The organism is Calidifontibacillus erzurumensis (genome assembly GCF_013303125.1).
Classification (GTDB): Bacteria; Bacillota; Bacilli; order Bacillales; family Bacillaceae_J; genus Calidifontibacillus; species Calidifontibacillus erzurumensis.
Genome location: NZ_JABTTE010000008.1, coordinates 65,543 through 81,860, shown reverse-complemented (window position 1 = coordinate 81,860; position 16,318 = coordinate 65,543). Strand labels below are relative to the sequence as shown.

Genomic DNA, 16,318 nt, shown 5'->3' with positions numbered 1-16,318 from the left:
TGTCTCAAAGAGGGGCAGCTTTTTCAATTGACTGGTCTTCTCCCTTCCAGTAAACTAACTATAGAAATTAGGGGAGGTATTTTCCGTGGGAATTCCACAATTGCTCGTTTCTATACTATTATTTATGGTACTTTTTCTTGGCATCGGTTTTATTTTGAATATGCTGCTCCGCAAAACTTGGGTGATGGCAGTCATTTACCCGATCATTGTTATTTTAATTGTCGATAAAATCAGTTTTTTTAAATATTTTACAGAACCAAGCGCTTCCTTTCAGTCATTGGCTAAACATCTCACATCATTGGGGAGTGCGGATGTTATCATTTTATCGAGTGGATTTGTCGGAGCCATTTTATCGGGAATCATTATAAAATTTTTACGGAAAAATGGTTATCAAATGTTTTAAATTGAATATGCAGTGGCAAAATATGAAAAGGGCTGACATTTGTCGGCCCTTTTTTCACTTTTCTCTGTATATTTATTTCTCATTTTGGAAATAAATAGTGCGAGAGAGGAGTGTATAAAGTGAAAATTTTGAAAAAAACAATGAAAAGAATGTTGATGACGTGTATGTTTATAGCCGCTTTGTTGACAACTTTTCAATCTATATCAGGAGTCGAAGCAAAAGATTTTTCTATATGGTCTTGGTATTACAACAAATTTCATAAACCTCAAGCTATTGAAAAAAACTATGATCATAAAATTAAAAAAATAGCATTGGGGAAAAAAGCATTGTCCCGCTATACAACTGGCCAAAAAGCAATTTCTAGCGAATCGGTTGAAATGCCTTTAAAACTTGAGGATGCTTTTGATTGGTCAAAATATCCTTCAAGAAAAGTCATTGCAACCGGCTATACAGCTGGGTATGAATCCACCGGAAAACATGAAGGTCATCCTGAATATGGAATCACTTATTCTGGTGTTCGCGTAAAGAGAGATTTATATTCAACTGTAGCAGCCGATTTGAGCGTTTTTCCGATTGGCACGATTTTGTTTATTCCTGACTACGGCTATGGAGTCGTTGCCGATAAGGGCGGGGCCATTAAAGGAAACAAAATTGATCTTTATTATGAAACAGTAGAAGACGTATACCGAGAATGGGGCAAAAGGGAAGTTGTCGTGTACGTTGTCAAAAAAGGCGATGGCTCTTTAACTGAAGAGGAATTAAAACGTCTGAATGAAGACAAGTCGATGCAAGTGTTTAGACAACAAATCATTAAAGGTTAAGAAAAAGAGCAGCTCTCCGATGATTGGGAGGGCTGCTTTTTTTCGATAATGAGCTAGTTTATTATATTTGTCAATCAATAAACAAAATAGTATAACAAAAGTGTAAGCACAATACCGGTAAGAGCACCAAAAAATACTTCTATTGGCTTATGGCCTAGCAATTCTTTCAGCTCTTTTCGTCTTTCAAACTGTTCTTTTTTCGGCAATGATTTTGCTTCGCTAATAAATTGCTGGAATTCAGCAACAAGCCAATTGAGTACGGTTGCTTGTTCGCCAGCGTGATAACGGATTCCCGTTGCATCGAACATGACGATCAATCCAAACACAACAGATATAGCAAATAACGGTGATTGTAAACCTTCTTCAAGGGCGATCGCTGTCGCAAGTGCAGTGACAGCACCGGAATGGGAACTAGGCATGCCGCCCGTACTCGTTAAAAGCGACCAATCAATTTTTTTGGTGGCAATTAATGAAATCGGTACTTTTATAAATTGTGCGAAAAATATAGATATAATTGAAGCCCAAAGTGGGAAATTATAGAAAATTTCCATAATATAGAACGTCCTTTCAATCAAAATAATAGTTGCAACAGTTATTTTCCATTATTTTATGTCAATTCCCCATTACTAAATACTTTTTCATCCCATTTGAAATGGGTGTTGAGTTTTTGTAGTAAAAGAAAACAACTATTTGTTTGTTTTGGAAAAGAATTCTCATAATTGTGTGGCGGTTTTACGGAGGGATGATTTCCTCTTCTGTAAACTGGAACCATTTAGACGGTTTTGTAAAAGGGCCTTCTCTTCTATAGCTTTATCGTCAAATAGTAGAACAGTTTTCTGTTTTTATGGTTAGGTTTATCATAACAGATAGAAGGGGCAACGTGGAAGTTTCAAACCTTTTTATTATAAAAATTTAAAAATTTTTTGAACAATTGATCGTATTCGGCAAATTCCTCTCCGCTGATCGTCAAGGTAACACTTTTCACCAGAAAAAAGGTGGGACTGGAATGTCGGGTGTGGCTTCTAGTAGACACATTGAGTAACAACCTACAGACGATTTTTGTTGTCCTATCAAATTATTAATGGAAGGTTCATACGTTTGTTTTTAGTGTATATTTTATTATGACCACTTATTACAAATTAATCTAAAAGATGGAGATGTTTTGTATGTTAAAAGTTATTGAAAACTTTTCTTTAAACGACAAAGGTGAAGCTTTCGTCATCGGTTTATTTGATGAACATAAACAAAATGATCTTTTTCAACAATTGGATGAAATTTTTGAGGGAGAGCTTGGTGAACTGCTACGTGATGGAGAGATCAAAGGGAAAGAAAAAGCGATAAGCAAAATACATACTTTAGGAAAAATCGGTTTTAAAAAAATTTATTTCGTAGGGCTTGGTAAACAAGATCAATATAAATTTTCACGTTTGCGGGAAGCCTTTGGACGCCTCGTTAAACAAGTGAAGAAAGATCGTTTAACTGAGCTTACCATTGCGCTAGATACATTTGTTTGTGGCGATATCACAACTATTGATGCAACCCATGCTCTTGGGGAAGCTGTTTCTTTGGCAGGCTATAGTTTTTCGGGTTTTAAGAAAAAGCCAAATATTCCTGATAAGGATATTGAAACTGTTATCGTTTATACAACAGAGGAAAAAAGAGAAATTCAAGCAGCCTTTACCGTTGGCTATATTTATGGGAAAGGGACAAATACAGCCCGCCATTTAGTAAATATGCCGCCGAATTTGATGAAAGCATCGGATTTAGCTGAATTTGCCGTTGATCTTGCAGAAAAATATAATTTGTCTTACGAAGTACTTGAAAAAGAAGATATGGAAAAACTCGGCATGGGGGCGTTATTAGCGGTTAATAAAGGATCAGCGGAGCCTCCAAAAATGATTGTATTGAAATACGAAGGCGATGAAAAATGGGAAAATGTTTTAGCCTTTGTTGGAAAAGGAATTACCTATGATACAGGTGGGTATAGCCTGAAACCTAGAGAAAGCATGGTCGGCATGAAAACGGATATGGCAGGAGCAGCGGCTGTCTTAGGAGCGATGGAGATTATCGGTGAATTAAAGCCGAATGTAAATGTTATAGCGGTTATCCCAGCCACTGATAATATGATTAGTTCTACAGCATATAAACCTGATGAAGTGATTACATCCATGAGCGGAAAAACGATTGAAGTCTTTAATACAGATGCGGAAGGACGATTGGCTCTTTGTGATGCCATTACATATGCAAAGTTCTATGGGGCAAATTATATTGTAGACGTTGCTACACTAACCGGCGGTGTGATTGTTGCCTTAGGTGATCAAGTGACCGGGGCAATGACGAATAATGAACAATTTTTTCAAGAAGTGTTAGAGTCTTCTAATGAAACGGGAGAACTGATTTGGCAATTGCCTTATTTCGATCTATATAAAGAAAAAGTCCGGAATCACAGTAAAATCGCCGATTTAAGCAATTCTCCAGGGAGAGAAGCGCATGCCATTATGGCAGGGGCGTTTTTAGGAGAATTTGCCGAGGAAACACCATGGGTTCATTTAGATATAGCAGGAACAGCTACAACAAAGGAAGAGCATGATCTCGGTCCTGCAGGAGCAACTGGTGTTATGGTGCGCACGTTGGCGACATTGGCTGAGAGAATGGCAGAACAATAAACATTAAGGGGCCGACATAAATAGGCCCCTTTTCTATACCACATTTTTAATTGAAAAATTCTTTATATCCATGTTGTTCTTTTTGCGCTTTTGAAAAATCGCTTGTAAATTCCGTTGTATCTACATTTGTTTTTAATCCATCATTCATCGGTTTTTCTGGTGTTTTTGATTTTACTCCCTTTCCGCGATGTTTGGACATATTAATCACCTCAAATGTGTAATATTTTTTAAATAATTGTTGTTCTTTTATTTTGTGAATTTGGATCAAGTTTATACTTTATAAAAGTTTAAGGGAATGTGTGTTACTAGCCTAAACGATTGTTTTTTTAGCACATACATTAGGAGTATACGATAAAAAATAAGGAGGTACTCTGATGGTTGGTGGAGTTAACGGGATTGATCACCGTTATGGAAGAAGGCCGTTTATAGGTCGCCCATATTGGGGTCGTCCACATTGGGGCAGGCCATTTTTTGGCGGTCCATTCCTGGGAGGATTTTTAGGTGGAGTTTTAGGAAGTGCATTGTTCAATCCGTTATTCTATGGCGGTAATTATGGCTACCCATTCTATGGTTATCCATTCTATGGTTATCCATTCTATGGCTATCCGTATTATGGAGGTTATTGGTGGTAGAATTCTTTTTCCACAATTGAGAGTAAAAAAGTGCCTGGTTCTTTCAAAGGAACCAGACACTTTATTGATCCTTTCAAGCAGATTGTATATGGTAAAGGTTTTGGTCTAAACGATTTAAAAGCAAATCAAGTTCTTGACTGCATTTAATCGTTAATTGGCTGTTAATTCCGTAATTTGCGGCATATTCGAACAATTGTTTTCTTTTTATCTCTATTTGTTGCCGCAGAATTTTGTTTACATTTCTTGTCCCATTTTGCATTTCGTTCTTCTCCCCACTATCATCTATATACTTATATATTATGAAATGTAAAGAATATTGAATGTTTGTTAAACTTTCATGAAATCTATTATGGCATATTTTAAAAAAATATTGTATAGCTTCGACAAAACTAGTCATAATCTCTCATAAATATATACATAGTAGCAATTCGATTTAAAAGCTTTTATAATAATCATAGCATTTGTTGTAAAACTTGTTAGTTTTTAGGGCAAAGTGGACAAGTATTAAAATAAGGAGGGACTATAGAATGAATAAATATGCAACAAAAGAACGGAATTATACACCGATCATAGTATTGTTAACGATTATCATTAATGCACTTGTCGCAATTTTGTATTTTATGCCGAAATATGAAACGGTGAGCGATGTCGATTTAACAATTCTTCCATTTTTAAATGCTGTATTTAATAGTTTTACATTCATATTTTTACTAGCAGCGTTGATTACTGTTAAGCAGAAAAAAGTGAATCTACATAAAAAGTTTATTTTCGCTGCATTTACGACAACGGCTTTATTTTTAATATCTTATGTCATTTATCATTCAATGGCAGAATCTACTCCGTTTGGCGGTGAAGGTCCAATCCGCTATATCTATTATTTTATTTTGTTAACTCATATCGTTTTTTCAGCACTGATTGTTCCGCTTGCTTTAGTAACCCTAGCTAGAGGGATGACTGGGAAAGTAGAAAAACATCGCAAAATTGCGCGGTGGACCATGCCGCTATGGCTTTATGTCAGCTTAACCGGTGTTCTTGTATATATTATGATTTCCCCTTATTATTAATCATTTATAGTAAAAAGCTGTAAGACGATCATCTTACAGCTTTTACAATGTTTCAGTATTTTTTTGAGCAAGAAAAAATAAAAGCAGCATGTTCGAGCTGCTAGATTCTACCGGCGCGTGACATTTCAACAATGGCAAATACGATGTTAATCATTAAAATCGCAATTAAAACTGGAATAAAATTAAGTAAGTTTGTTTTGCTGAATTTGGCAGATATATATCCAACCGCATATCCGCAAACAAGCAAAGCGATCAAAGTTGCAAACATCATGATTGTGTAAGTTGCAGTCATTTTACACTCCCCTTTTAAGCCTTCATAAAAATACCCTGTTAAGTACATTATAAAGGAAAAAACCAAAAAGAAATTTGTCAAAATTGTGAACGGTTATCATTAATGGTCCTCTTTTCCCCGATATAATAAGTTTTCAACAAAGATAATAAAAAATTTAAAAATGTTTCAAAAGGGGAGTTCTAAGTATAAAAAAATAATAAAAGTTTGTATCAAATGAAGATAAAAGGCATATAACTATAAATTTATTATTTTATTAATTTATAAAGAAATTTGGGAATCACTTCAGACAATTTGGAAAATCATAATTAGGATATAAAAATAAAAGTTTCCATGTCATCTAAATAATTTGCTAGGAAAATGGGAGTATAAATCTGAAATGAAAAAACTGATCCCACTAAAAGAATGGATGAACTTATATTTATGTATGAACTGAATGATTCGACAAATACTCCTCAGCAACGTCTAGGAAATTTAGAACAGGTTTTGATTTCTCATTCTTCCTCCAAACTAAGCAAGTCTTAAGCTCTGTTTCGGGTACAAGTTCTTTAAAGACGATCCTCTTGTTAGGGGATTGTTTTGCCGTTAATTTTGAAACAATCGAGATCCCCATTTCTGCAGCTACACATGAGATAATAGTTGGCAACCCTAGTGCTTCGTGGGATACTTTTGGCTCAAACCCTGCCTGGTTACAAATTGCTTTTATATGGTAAAAATAAATAGAGTTTTGGGGAGAGGTAATGAAATTTTCTTCCTCAAGCTCTTTAATATGTATGGGAGTTGTCCTGTCTGCAAAGCGATGTGTGATCGGTAAAATTACTCCATAAGGTGAGCTTGAAATTGTTTTAAAATTTAAGGAATCATTTTTAAAAGGGGCCAACACTCCAATGTGAATTTTCTCTTTTTCTAATTCCTTTATTATTTTTGTAGAAATAGAATGGTGCAAAGAAATCTTAACTTCAGGGTATTTGTTATGGAACAAGGTGACAATTTTCATTAACGTTTCATTTGTTGCACTGGCATAGCTGATGAAAATAGACCCCAACTTTCCTTCTGCTACTTTAACGGTATCTTTGCAAGCTCGATCAATTTTATCGAGTATTTCATAAGCATGTTCTAAGAAAACTTTTCCCGCTTCCGTTAACTCCATTTTTTGCTTCGTTCTATTAATAAGTTGGGCACCGATTTCATCTTCTAATTGTTTAATCTGACGGCTAAGAGGGGGCTGTGAAATATTTAACCGCTGAGCTGCTCTGCCAAAATTTAATTCTTCCGCAACAGCAATAAAGTATTTTATATGACGTATTTCCATCAAAATCATCTCCATAAATTGATGAAAAATTATAGAAAATTTAAAATATTCTTACCTAAAAGGTATTAAACCAAATGAAACAGGTATTGGAAAATTCTTTCCTTACGCTTTACTATTATATCATAAGATTTTAAAAAATCTGAATAATGAAACCGCTTGCATTTAACTTGCTTATTACCTAGTTAGAAACTGTTATAGATTAAATCACTGAGGTTTTGGTTATCTAAATTTTATTATCATATGCTTAGAATGGAGGTTGGCACTATTTGAATCATGTAAAAAACAGACCATGGCTTCAATATTACCAAGATACAAAGCCACTTGAAATTCCAAAGATATCTATCTATCACTTATTAGAAAATACTGCCGAGAAATATGGGAATAAAATAGCAATCATTTATGAAAATGAGTTGATTACTTATCGTCAACTTAAGAGTCATGTAGATCGGCTAGCTGGTGCATGGAAGCAAATGGGGTTTCAAAAAGGAGCTCGAATTGGTTTAATGCTAGCTAACCATCCACATTACATCATTTGCTATTATGCAGCCATGGCACTTGGTCTTACTGTTGTTCAAATAAACCCAATGTATACACCAAGAGAACTTTATCAGATTGCTATTCATTCACAATTATCTTGTATTGTTGGAGATCCAATAGCAGTCAATACCATTATGAAAGTACATGAACTATACAGCTTTAAGTCGATCATATTATCCAACGCCTGCACCAGTCAGAGAGAATTTCAAATATTAGAAGAATTGCTAAACTATCCTTCACCTCTTGAAAGTCCGGTTGAAGTGGATGTACATGAAGATGTAGCAGTCATTCAGTATACTGGGGGAACGACTGGAGATATCAAAGGAGCCATGTTAACCCATTTTAATATTATCGCAAATGTGATTCAAAGTTATTTGTTGTATGGTGAAAAAATGGAATTTGGCAAAGAAGTCATGTTAACCGCTATCCCTTTGTATCATGTTTACGGGATGACGAGCGCTATGAATCTTCCAGTTTATATAGGTGGAACGATCCTATTGATTAGGAAATTCGAAGTAAATGATGTACTTTCTATGATTCAAAAATACAGGCCGACTTTTTTTCCAGGTGTACCGAAAATGTATTTGGCATTTGTAAATCATCCGGATATCTCACAATATGATTTGACATGTTTCAAATTCTGTTCATGCGGTTCAGCGCCCCTTCCAGTAAAAGTCTTGAAACGTTTTGAGGAATTAACAGGTGCTGTGATTGGAGAAGGATTCGGTTTAACGGAAGCTTCGCCTTCCACCCATCGTAATCCGCCATTTGCAAAGCGGAAAACGGGCAGTGTGGGCATCCCATTACCGGGAACTGATTGTAAGATAGTGGATGATCATGGAATGGAACTTCCACCGCATGCTATAGGAGAATTGTTAATTAAAGGACCTCAGGTGATGAAAGGCTATTGGAGGAACAAGGAAGCAACAAATGCCGCGCTTGTCAATGGGTGGCTGCATACAGGGGATTTGGCGACCATGGATGAAGAAGGCTATTTTTACATTGTCGGTCGAAAGAAGGAAATGATTATCGTTGGTGGATTTAACATTTATCCAAAGGAAATTGAAGAGGTTCTTTATGAACATCCTGATATTTTAGAAGCAGCTGTAGTAGGGATCCCACATGAAAATGAAGGGGAAATTGTAAAGGCATATATCGTTGAGAAAGAGGGCAGAAAGGTTAATCTAGCAGAGTTGAAGAATTATTGCCAAACAAAGTTAACCCGATACAAAGTTCCAAAATGTTTTGAAGTTCGTGATGCTTTACCAAGAAATACGGTTGGTAAATTGTTAAAAAGGCTACTAGTTGAAGAAGAACTCAAGAAAGCCGATGCTAGAAAAAACCACAATAAAAGTTGATTAAATATATATGTTTAATCAGAAAAAATTATTTTATAAATTAGGAGGTACCAGAATGAATCGATTTAAAGGAAGAACAGCACTTGTTACAGGAGGAAGCAGAGGAATTGGGAAAGCAATTGTTGAACGCTTTGCTGAGGAGGGAGCAAAAGTTGCCATCATTGATATTAATGAACAGGCTTTGAGTGAAACAGCAGCAGAACTGCGGGAAAAAGGGTATACCATTTATACGAAAGTTGCAAGCGTGACAGACAGAGAACAAGTTGAACAAGCAGTAAAGGAAATTGTTGAGACTTTTGGTTCGCTTGATATCTTAGTGAATAATGCTGGTGTGATCCGTGATAATTTGCTGTTTAAAATGACGGATGATGATTGGATAACTGTAATGGATGTTCATTTAAAAGGGGCCTTTTATGCCACACGTGCTGCTCAGCAATATATGGTAAAAAATCAATATGGGAGAATTATTAATATCTCATCCACATCTGCCTTAGGAAATAGAGGCCAGGCCAATTATTCAGCAGCTAAAGCGGGTCTACAAGGCTTCACCAAAACACTTGCTATTGAACTTGGAAAATTTGGGATTACAGCGAATGTCGTGGCACCCGGTTTTATCGAGACAGAAATGACAAAAGCCACTGCAGAAAGAATGGGTATACCTTTTGAGAACTTCGTAAAAGATCGTATTAACAAAATTCCTGTTGGAAGAAGCGGTAAACCGGAGGATATTGCTAATGCCGTTGCCTTTTTTGCAGATGAACGTTCAGGTTTTGTGAGTGGTCAAGTCATATACGTAGCTGGTGGTCCAAAAAATTAATTAAACGTGAGTATTAGTAAGTGATAAATAATAATCGCATATAAAAATGAAAAGGCTTACATTTTAAGGTTCACCATAACTCTCAACATATTATTTAATTGACAGGTGGGGAAAAGATATGCACGTAAAGGAATTGTTTGATTTAAAGGATCAAGTTGCCCTCATAACAGGTGGAGGACGAGGGCTAGGGAAACAGATCGCTGAAGCCTATGCCGAAATGGGGTGTCATCTGGCTTTATGTTCTAGGAAAAAAGAAGTTTGTGAAGAAACAGCTGAAATATTTAGAAACAAATATAATGTGATAGCCAAAAGTTATGAATTGGATGTAACAAATGAGTCAATGGTTGAAGACGTAGTGAACCAAGTTCTAGAGGATTTCGGGAAAATAGACATTTTAGTTAATAACAGTGGTGCCACATGGGGGGCTCCTGTTGAAGAAATGCCTCTAGAGGCGTGGAATAAAGTTCTGAATGTAAATGTAACTGGAACCTTTTTAATGAGCCGAGCTGTTGGACGGCATATGATTGAAAGAAAATCCGGGAAAATTATTAACATTGCATCTGCTGCAGGGTTGACTGTTAGACCACCGGAAATAACAAACACGATTGGTTATACGACAAGTAAGGCGGCAGTCATCCATTTTACAAAGGATTTAGCTATCAAATGGGCTAGGCATAATATTCATGTAAATGCTATTGCGCCAGGCATGTTTCGAACCAAAATGACAAAAGGCACCCTTGAGCAGAAGGAAAAGGAAATTCTCGAAAGGATTCCATTGAGAAAGATTGGTGATGAAAATATGTTGAAAGGTGCTGCCTTATATTTAGCAACGAAAGCTAGTGATTTTGTGACTGGGACCGTGTTAAGTGTAGACGGCGGCAGCACCCTATAGGGTAATAAAAAACGGTTTAGAGCAAAACATAGATTATTAGATTTTTTAATAGGGAAAAATATAACTTGAAAAAGGAGAGATCATTTATGTTTTTACGTTTAACAGATGAACAAAAAATGGTACAAAAAACAATCCGTAAGTTTGTAGAACAAGAATTAATGCCATTAGAAAGTGAAGTTCTACGCAATGAAAGAGAAGGTAAGCCAGGTATATCAGCGGAAAAACTGCGGGAATTACAATTAAAGGCCAAAAAGGCAGGATTTTGGGGAATTAATACACCGGCAGAGTATGGGGGAGCTGATTTGGGTCATCTGATGCAGGCTATTGTGACGATCGAAGTGTCTAAAACATTCGTTCCTTTTAAATTTGGCGGATCAGCCGATAATATTCTCTATTATGCAAATGAGGAACAAAAGAAAAGATATTTAATTCCTACCATTAATGGAGAGAAAAAATCGTGCTTTGCGATGACAGAGCCGGGAGCAGGTTCTGATACTAGAAATATCAAAATGACAGCAGTAAAGGATGGTAATGAATGGGTATTAAATGGAGAAAAGACTTTCATTACCGGTGGGAATGAAGCTGATTTTGTCATGGTCATTGCGATTACGGATAAGGAAATGCACCAACGATCAAAAGGAAGAGAAGGTGTTACATGCTTTATTGTTGATCGGGATATGGGATGGAGATCAGAATTTATTCATACGATGGGAGAATGGGGACCTGCTAGTTTAATTTTTGAGAATGTGAGAGTTCCTGAAGAAAATATTTTAGGAGAATTGCATAAAGGCTATCAGCTTGGCCTTGAATGGATTGGATTCGCAAGATGGATGGTAGGCGCACGAGCTGTAGGAACAGCAGAACGGCTTCTGCAAATGGCAATCGAATATGCAAAGCAAAGGGTAACTTTTGGAAAACCAATCGCAGAAAGACAGGCCATTCAGTGGCAAATTGCAGACTCAGCAGTTGAAATTGAAGCGGCAAAATGGCTGGTGCTGAATGCAGCTTTTACCCTTGATCAGGGAGAAGATAACAGGCACTTGGCGTCGATGGCTAAATTATTCGGAGCCAATATGGGCAACCGGGTTGTTGATCGCGTGATGCAAATTCATGGTGGAATGGGTTATACTCGTGAATTACCGATTGAACGCTGGTACCGTGAAGCAAGATTGTGGCGCATTTATGATGGAACAGATGAAATTCAACGTTTAATCATTTCGCGTAATCTCATTAAAGGAAATGTAAAGATCGGCCAGTACGTCTAAGAATATTGAAAAAACCGATATCAAGCACTGTTAACTAAAAACCGTTTTCAGAACGAGGTGGATAGATGTATCGGGGAGTAATTGGAAACAAGTCAAAAAAGGTAAAAAATGTGGTGGAAAGGACACTTGTAAAACGTTTTGCTGAAGCGATTGGCGATTTACATCCAATCTATACGGATGAAGAATACGGTAAACGATCAAGATACGGGAGAAATATTGCTCCGCCAACATTTCCAAGGGTGTTAGACTACGGAGTGGTTGAAGGATTAAAACTTCCAACAAAAGGTTTGATTCATGGAGAACAAATCTATCATTATGAACGCCCGTTATTGGTGGGGGAGGAACTTTATTGCCACGCAGAAATCATGGATTATTATGAAAAGGAAGGCCGTAATGGGTTGATGGGATTTTTAGCTGTAAAAAGATACGGTGAAGATTTACAAGGTCATTTAATATTTACGGAGGAATCGAAAACGATTATTACTGAAGCTGTAAGAAAGGCGATGAAGTTATGAAAAGCTTAATGCAACTGAATATTGGCGAGGCGTTAGATGAGATCACGCTGGATCCGGTATCTCGCATGGATTTAATTAAGTATTCAGGTGCTTCCGGCGATTTTAATCCGATTCATACGATTGATGATGAGGCTCATAAAGCAGGATTGCCAGGAATTATTGCTCATGGCATGTGGACTATGGGGAATTTGGCTAAACTCTTCACACCTTATTATGAAGAGGGTTATATCGAAGATTATCAGATTCGCTTCACAGGAATGGTGTTTTTAAATGATGTAATAACACTAAAAGCGGAGCTAACTGACAAAAAGGATGAAGCCCTGTACTTTGATGTAAAAGCACTCAACCAAAATGATAAAGAGGTCATCAAAGGAAAGGTAAAGTTTCTAATATACTAATCTATCATGAATATCTCGTTAAATAGTCTAAACAGAAAACTTTTTCATAAACTTATAAAATGATTAGAGGCTATAGTTAATAGTTTGAATATTCGGCAAATATAACTATTAGTAAGTTAAAAGAGAAATTAGTATTTTGGTCGACAAAATATCAATTGCGAAGAATTAACAATTGAAAAAAGGAGCGGGGAAGATGAAAAGAGATGCAGTGATTGTATCAGCTGTTAGAACAGCAATTGGCAAGCAAGGGGGAGCATTGGCTCCCGTCCCTGCCCATGTATTTGCTGCAGAAGTAATCAAAGAGGCAGTAAAACGGGCAAATGTTGAAGCTCATATGATTGATGATGTAATTATGGGAAATGTGCTAAGTGGAGGTGGAAATATCGCCAGATTAGCTGCACTCCAGACTGGACTATCCATCGAAATACCTGGATTAACCGTTGACCGACAATGCGGGTCAGGAATTAATGCGGTTGTGTTAGCTGCAAATGCTGTTCAAGCAGGGGCTGGGGATATTTATGTAGCAGGTGGCATTGAAAGTATGAGCCGGGCTCCTTATTTAATGGATCGTCCTGAAAAAGCCTATAGTCCACAATTACCAAGGTTTCGCAAGTCTCAATTAGCACCGGAGGAAATAGGTAATCCGCCGATGGGGATAACGGCTGAAAATTTGGCAAAGAAATACAATATTTCACGCGAGGAACAGGACCAATATGCGTTAGAAAGTCAAAAACGAATGGCAAGGGCAATGGAAGAGGGCAGGTTTGATGAGCAGATTGTGCCAATTTCAATTCCAGTCCCGAAAGGCGAGCATATCATCTTCTTCAAAGATGAACATCCGCGCCCGCAAACAACTTTAGAAGCGCTTAGTAAATTAGAGCCAGTCTTTCTAAAAGACGGTACGGTTACCGCTGGAAACAGTTCAGGTTTGAACGATGCGGCAGCAGCCCTAGTGGTTATGTCAAGAGAAAAAGCTGAACAGTTAGGAGTTAAGCCAATGGCCGTGATCCGTGAAACAGCCGTTGCTGGTGTGGATCCTAATATAATGGGAATTGGCCCTGTTCCAGCAACAAAGAAAGTCCTTGCCAAAGCTGGTATGGAACTGAAAGACATCGACATCATTGAATTAAATGAGGCTTTTGCTGCTCAGGTGCTAGCTTGTAATCGAGAATTAGATATCGATCCGAATAAACTGAATGTGAATGGCGGAGCGATTTCACATGGGCATCCTCTTGGTGCAACAGGTGCTATTTTGTTTACAAAAGCCGTTTACGAATTACAACGTATTCAAGGAAAATACGCTCTTATTACGGCTTGTATTGGGGGAGGCCAAGGGATAGCAACGATTATTGAACGAGAATAACACAAACTATGGAAAGAGATTTTTATTTAGTAGAAAGACGTCGCTAACGTACAGAGTAGATGTTAGAAAACCAATGATTCACTCATTCTAGTAAATTGGAATAAGAAGGAGGCTTCATGTGGAAACCTTAGTTCAACAACTTTTCAACGGGCTGACAATAGGCAGTGTTTATGCTTTAGTTGCATTGGGATTAACCTTAGTCTATGGGATATTACACGTTCCTAATTTTGCCCATGGCGCCATTTATATGATTGGTGGATATGTGACCTTATCGATGATGATTTATTTAGGTCTGCCTTACTGGTTGGCTATTATAGTATCAGTTGTTGTTGCTGGCTTTGTTTCAGTCCTAATGGAACGACTAGTCTTCCATCCTTTAAGAAAAAGCCTTTCGATTAACAGTATGATCGCTGCCATTGGGTTGTTGCTATTTTTGGAAGCGCTTGCTCAATTGTTATGGGGCCCGGATTTCAGACAAATGCCTACCCCTTATAACCAAGTTGTTAATATCGCCGGATTAACCTTTACAGTTCAGCGAATTTTAATCATTGTTGCTGCTATTGTCGTTATGATTTTGCTTTATATTTTCCTTAAGAAAACATTTATAGGAAGATCAATCATTGCAATGTCGCAAAATCGGGAAGGAGCCTTTTTAGTTGGAATTAACTCAAATAAGGTTGCTATGCTCACCTTCTTTATTGCTGGGATGCTGGCTGCTATAGCAGCATCTTTAACATCCCCAATCAATCTCGTATTTCCGGGAATGGGTCATCTTGTTATATTAAAAGCCTTTGTGATCATCATATTAGGTGGGATGGGCAGTATCCCTGGAGCAATTGTTGGCGGCTATATTATCGGGTTTAGTGAAAGTATTGGTGCAACTTATATCTCCAGCGATTATAAAGACATTATCGCATTTGTCTTACTGATTATCATCCTGACTATTAAACCAAACGGAATTTTTGCCAAGGGGGAACGTTAATTGATTGCAAAACCAACACAGAAATATATTATATTCGCCTTAATATTGGTGGCAGTTCTTTTTCCTCTTATAAGCCAAAATAATTATTTTATCCATATTTTAACACTGTCGTATATTTGGATGATTGCAGTCTATGGATTAAATATTGTTGCTGGATATACGGGTTATTTATCTTTTTCTCATGCGGGTTTTTTTGCTATTGGTGCCTATGCGCAAGGATTATTAACGGTCAAAGCGGGAATAGCATTTTGGATTGCATTCGCTCTAGCCTTAATCATAACAACGTCTCTTGGCTTTTTAGTCGGGTTGATTTCTTTACGGACGAAGGAACACTTTTTTGCGATTTATACCCTCTGTGTCGGTTACGTTATTTATTTATTGATTGACAAATGGGATAGCTTAACAGAAGGAGTAAGGGGATTAATGGGAATTCCAAATCCGGGAAATATAGGTCCTCTTTCCTTTACAAGTGCCACGGCCAAATATTATTTGATACTAGCATTTTTGCTATTGACTATTTTGGTCAATTATCGAATTGTCAACTCTTTAATTGGTAGAACTTTTATTGCCATTCGTAACAGCGAACAACTGGCACTTTCATTGGGAATCTCTACAACAAGAAATAAATTATTAGCTTTTGTCCTTTCAGCCTTTTTCGCAGGACTGGCAGGAGCTTTGTATGCAGGCTTTATTCGTTTTCTAGGGCCGGAAATTGGTTCTATAACGATCACTTTTGATTTATTAATATATTTAATTGTCGGTGGGATTGGTACACTTTCAGGGCCTATCGTAGGTACGCTTTTAATTGTTCTACTCTCACAAAATTTACAATTTCTTGAAGAATATCGGATGTTAATTTTTGGACCAATCTTGGTTTTATTAATACTTTTCTCTCCTCGTGGACTTGTTGGCTTTATTTCAGATTGGAAACTGAAAATACGTGAAGGGAAAAGTGTGTCTACAGAAAGACCGGCGAAAATAGAAAAAGGGGCTTAGGGAGGATC

19 protein-coding genes are annotated in these 16,318 nt (G+C 37.1%); 14 read left to right on the top strand and 5 right to left on the bottom strand.

Features of this window, described 5'->3' with window-relative positions; translation table 11 throughout:
* Positions 1 to 85 precede the first annotated feature (85 nt).
* On the top strand, positions 86 to 403 hold the full coding sequence (locus HR057_RS07920; protein ID WP_173730899.1) for a YuiB family protein: 318 nt from the start codon (positions 86 to 88) through the stop codon (positions 401 to 403).
* Between the two features lie 119 nt (positions 404 to 522).
* On the top strand, positions 523 to 1,224 hold the full coding sequence (locus tag HR057_RS07915) for a 3D domain-containing protein (protein ID WP_329955851.1): 702 nt from the start codon (positions 523 to 525) through the stop codon (positions 1,222 to 1,224).
* Positions 1,225 to 1,298: 74 nt separating this feature from the next.
* On the opposite strand, the gene HR057_RS07910 is transcribed toward HR057_RS07915, so the two are convergent.
* Entirely contained in the window at positions 1,299 to 1,775 is a 477-nt protein-coding gene (locus tag HR057_RS07910) for a divergent PAP2 family protein (RefSeq protein ID WP_173730898.1), read from the bottom strand.
* Positions 1,776 to 2,390: 615 nt separating this feature from the next.
* Between HR057_RS07910 and HR057_RS07905 the strand changes: the two genes are divergently transcribed.
* A complete protein-coding gene (locus HR057_RS07905) occupies positions 2,391 to 3,890 on the top strand; it encodes a leucyl aminopeptidase (RefSeq protein ID WP_173730897.1) in 1,500 nt (499 codons plus the stop codon).
* Between the two features lie 46 nt (positions 3,891 to 3,936).
* Here the strand turns inward: HR057_RS07905 and HR057_RS07900 are convergent, their stop codons facing one another.
* Positions 3,937 to 4,089 carry a hypothetical protein gene (locus HR057_RS07900; protein WP_173730896.1) on the bottom strand — a complete coding sequence of 51 codons (153 nt, stop codon included), beginning with the start codon at positions 4,087 to 4,089 and terminating at the stop codon, positions 3,937 to 3,939.
* A 175-nt stretch (positions 4,090 to 4,264) separates the two neighbouring features.
* Here HR057_RS07900 and HR057_RS07895 point away from each other — a divergent pair, with 175 nt between their 5' ends.
* Entirely contained in the window at positions 4,265 to 4,522 is a 258-nt protein-coding gene (locus HR057_RS07895; protein ID WP_173730895.1) for a hypothetical protein, read from the top strand.
* 73 nt (positions 4,523 to 4,595) lie between these two features.
* Here HR057_RS07895 and HR057_RS07890 read toward each other — a convergent pair whose 3' ends face one another.
* The gene (locus HR057_RS07890; RefSeq protein WP_230474390.1) at positions 4,596 to 4,781 is read right to left on the bottom strand and encodes an aspartyl-phosphate phosphatase Spo0E family protein; all 186 of its coding nucleotides are present in this window, start codon (positions 4,779 to 4,781) and stop codon (positions 4,596 to 4,598) included.
* A 268-nt stretch (positions 4,782 to 5,049) separates the two neighbouring features.
* On the opposite strand from HR057_RS07890, the gene HR057_RS07885 reads away from it, so the two are divergent.
* Complete coding sequence (locus tag HR057_RS07885; protein ID WP_173730894.1) at positions 5,050 to 5,586, top strand: DUF420 domain-containing protein; 537 nt, start codon at positions 5,050 to 5,052, stop codon at positions 5,584 to 5,586.
* 100 nt (positions 5,587 to 5,686) lie between these two features.
* On the opposite strand, the gene HR057_RS07880 is transcribed toward HR057_RS07885, so the two are convergent.
* Both HR057_RS07880 and HR057_RS07875 read right to left on the bottom strand, forming a co-directional pair.
* A complete protein-coding gene (locus HR057_RS07880; protein ID WP_173730893.1) occupies positions 5,687 to 5,878 on the bottom strand; it encodes a hypothetical protein in 192 nt (63 codons plus the stop codon).
* 418 nt (positions 5,879 to 6,296) lie between these two features.
* Positions 6,297 to 7,187, bottom strand: a complete 891-nt coding sequence (locus HR057_RS07875) for a LysR family transcriptional regulator (RefSeq protein ID WP_173730892.1) — start codon at positions 7,185 to 7,187, stop codon at positions 6,297 to 6,299.
* Between the two features lie 266 nt (positions 7,188 to 7,453).
* On the opposite strand from HR057_RS07875, the gene HR057_RS07870 reads away from it, so the two are divergent.
* The 9 genes from HR057_RS07870 to HR057_RS07830 all read left to right on the top strand — a co-directional run bounded on the left by HR057_RS07870 (position 7,454) and on the right by HR057_RS07830 (position 16,310).
* A complete protein-coding gene (locus HR057_RS07870; RefSeq protein WP_173730891.1) occupies positions 7,454 to 9,082 on the top strand; it encodes a long-chain-fatty-acid--CoA ligase in 1,629 nt (542 codons plus the stop codon).
* Between the two features lie 55 nt (positions 9,083 to 9,137).
* Positions 9,138 to 9,899 carry an SDR family oxidoreductase gene (locus HR057_RS07865; RefSeq protein WP_173730890.1) on the top strand — a complete coding sequence of 254 codons (762 nt, stop codon included), beginning with the start codon at positions 9,138 to 9,140 and terminating at the stop codon, positions 9,897 to 9,899.
* A 118-nt stretch (positions 9,900 to 10,017) separates the two neighbouring features.
* Positions 10,018 to 10,791: an SDR family oxidoreductase gene (locus HR057_RS07860; protein ID WP_173730889.1), complete on the top strand. Its 774-nt coding sequence runs from the start codon at positions 10,018 to 10,020 to the stop codon at positions 10,789 to 10,791.
* Between the two features lie 86 nt (positions 10,792 to 10,877).
* Positions 10,878 to 12,056, top strand: coding sequence for an acyl-CoA dehydrogenase family protein (locus HR057_RS07855; RefSeq protein WP_173730888.1), 1,179 nt, complete (start codon positions 10,878 to 10,880; stop codon positions 12,054 to 12,056).
* A 65-nt stretch (positions 12,057 to 12,121) separates the two neighbouring features.
* Complete coding sequence (locus tag HR057_RS07850; RefSeq protein ID WP_173730887.1) at positions 12,122 to 12,571, top strand: MaoC family dehydratase N-terminal domain-containing protein; 450 nt, start codon at positions 12,122 to 12,124, stop codon at positions 12,569 to 12,571.
* Entirely contained in the window at positions 12,568 to 12,969 is a 402-nt protein-coding gene (locus tag HR057_RS07845; RefSeq protein ID WP_173730886.1) for a MaoC/PaaZ C-terminal domain-containing protein, read from the top strand. Before HR057_RS07850 ends, HR057_RS07845 begins: the two co-directional genes overlap by 4 nt.
* Before the next feature lie 193 nt (positions 12,970 to 13,162).
* Complete coding sequence (locus HR057_RS07840) at positions 13,163 to 14,332, top strand: thiolase family protein (protein ID WP_173730885.1); 1,170 nt, start codon at positions 13,163 to 13,165, stop codon at positions 14,330 to 14,332.
* 118 nt (positions 14,333 to 14,450) lie between these two features.
* Positions 14,451 to 15,314 carry a branched-chain amino acid ABC transporter permease gene (locus HR057_RS07835; RefSeq protein ID WP_173730884.1) on the top strand — a complete coding sequence of 288 codons (864 nt, stop codon included), beginning with the start codon at positions 14,451 to 14,453 and terminating at the stop codon, positions 15,312 to 15,314.
* Complete coding sequence (locus HR057_RS07830; protein ID WP_173730883.1) at positions 15,315 to 16,310, top strand: branched-chain amino acid ABC transporter permease; 996 nt, start codon at positions 15,315 to 15,317, stop codon at positions 16,308 to 16,310. It abuts the gene before it with no gap.
* The last annotated feature ends 8 nt before the right edge of the window (positions 16,311 to 16,318 follow it).

What these genes read in the sequence shown, in the direction of transcription:
- HR057_RS07910 (WP_173730898.1), bottom strand. Translation starts at nt 1,775, where the DNA reads ATGGAAATTTTCTATAATTTCCCACTTTGGGCTTCAATTATATCTATA.
- HR057_RS07905 (WP_173730897.1), top strand. Translation starts at nt 2,391, where the DNA reads ATGTTAAAAGTTATTGAAAACTTTTCTTTAAACGACAAAGGTGAAGCT.
- HR057_RS07900 (WP_173730896.1), bottom strand. Translation starts at nt 4,089, where the DNA reads ATGTCCAAACATCGCGGAAAGGGAGTAAAATCAAAAACACCAGAAAAA.
- HR057_RS07895 (WP_173730895.1), top strand. Translation starts at nt 4,265, where the DNA reads ATGGTTGGTGGAGTTAACGGGATTGATCACCGTTATGGAAGAAGGCCG.
- HR057_RS07890 (WP_230474390.1), bottom strand. Translation starts at nt 4,781, where the DNA reads ATGCAAAATGGGACAAGAAATGTAAACAAAATTCTGCGGCAACAAATA.
- HR057_RS07885 (WP_173730894.1), top strand. Translation starts at nt 5,050, where the DNA reads ATGAATAAATATGCAACAAAAGAACGGAATTATACACCGATCATAGTA.
- HR057_RS07880 (WP_173730893.1), bottom strand. Translation starts at nt 5,878, where the DNA reads ATGACTGCAACTTACACAATCATGATGTTTGCAACTTTGATCGCTTTG.
- HR057_RS07875 (WP_173730892.1), bottom strand. Translation starts at nt 7,187, where the DNA reads ATGGAAATACGTCATATAAAATACTTTATTGCTGTTGCGGAAGAATTA.
- HR057_RS07865 (WP_173730890.1), top strand. Translation starts at nt 9,138, where the DNA reads ATGAATCGATTTAAAGGAAGAACAGCACTTGTTACAGGAGGAAGCAGA.
- HR057_RS07860 (WP_173730889.1), top strand. Translation starts at nt 10,018, where the DNA reads ATGCACGTAAAGGAATTGTTTGATTTAAAGGATCAAGTTGCCCTCATA.
- HR057_RS07855 (WP_173730888.1), top strand. Translation starts at nt 10,878, where the DNA reads ATGTTTTTACGTTTAACAGATGAACAAAAAATGGTACAAAAAACAATC.
- HR057_RS07850 (WP_173730887.1), top strand. Translation starts at nt 12,122, where the DNA reads ATGTATCGGGGAGTAATTGGAAACAAGTCAAAAAAGGTAAAAAATGTG.
- HR057_RS07845 (WP_173730886.1), top strand. Translation starts at nt 12,568, where the DNA reads ATGAAAAGCTTAATGCAACTGAATATTGGCGAGGCGTTAGATGAGATC.
- HR057_RS07840 (WP_173730885.1), top strand. Translation starts at nt 13,163, where the DNA reads ATGAAAAGAGATGCAGTGATTGTATCAGCTGTTAGAACAGCAATTGGC.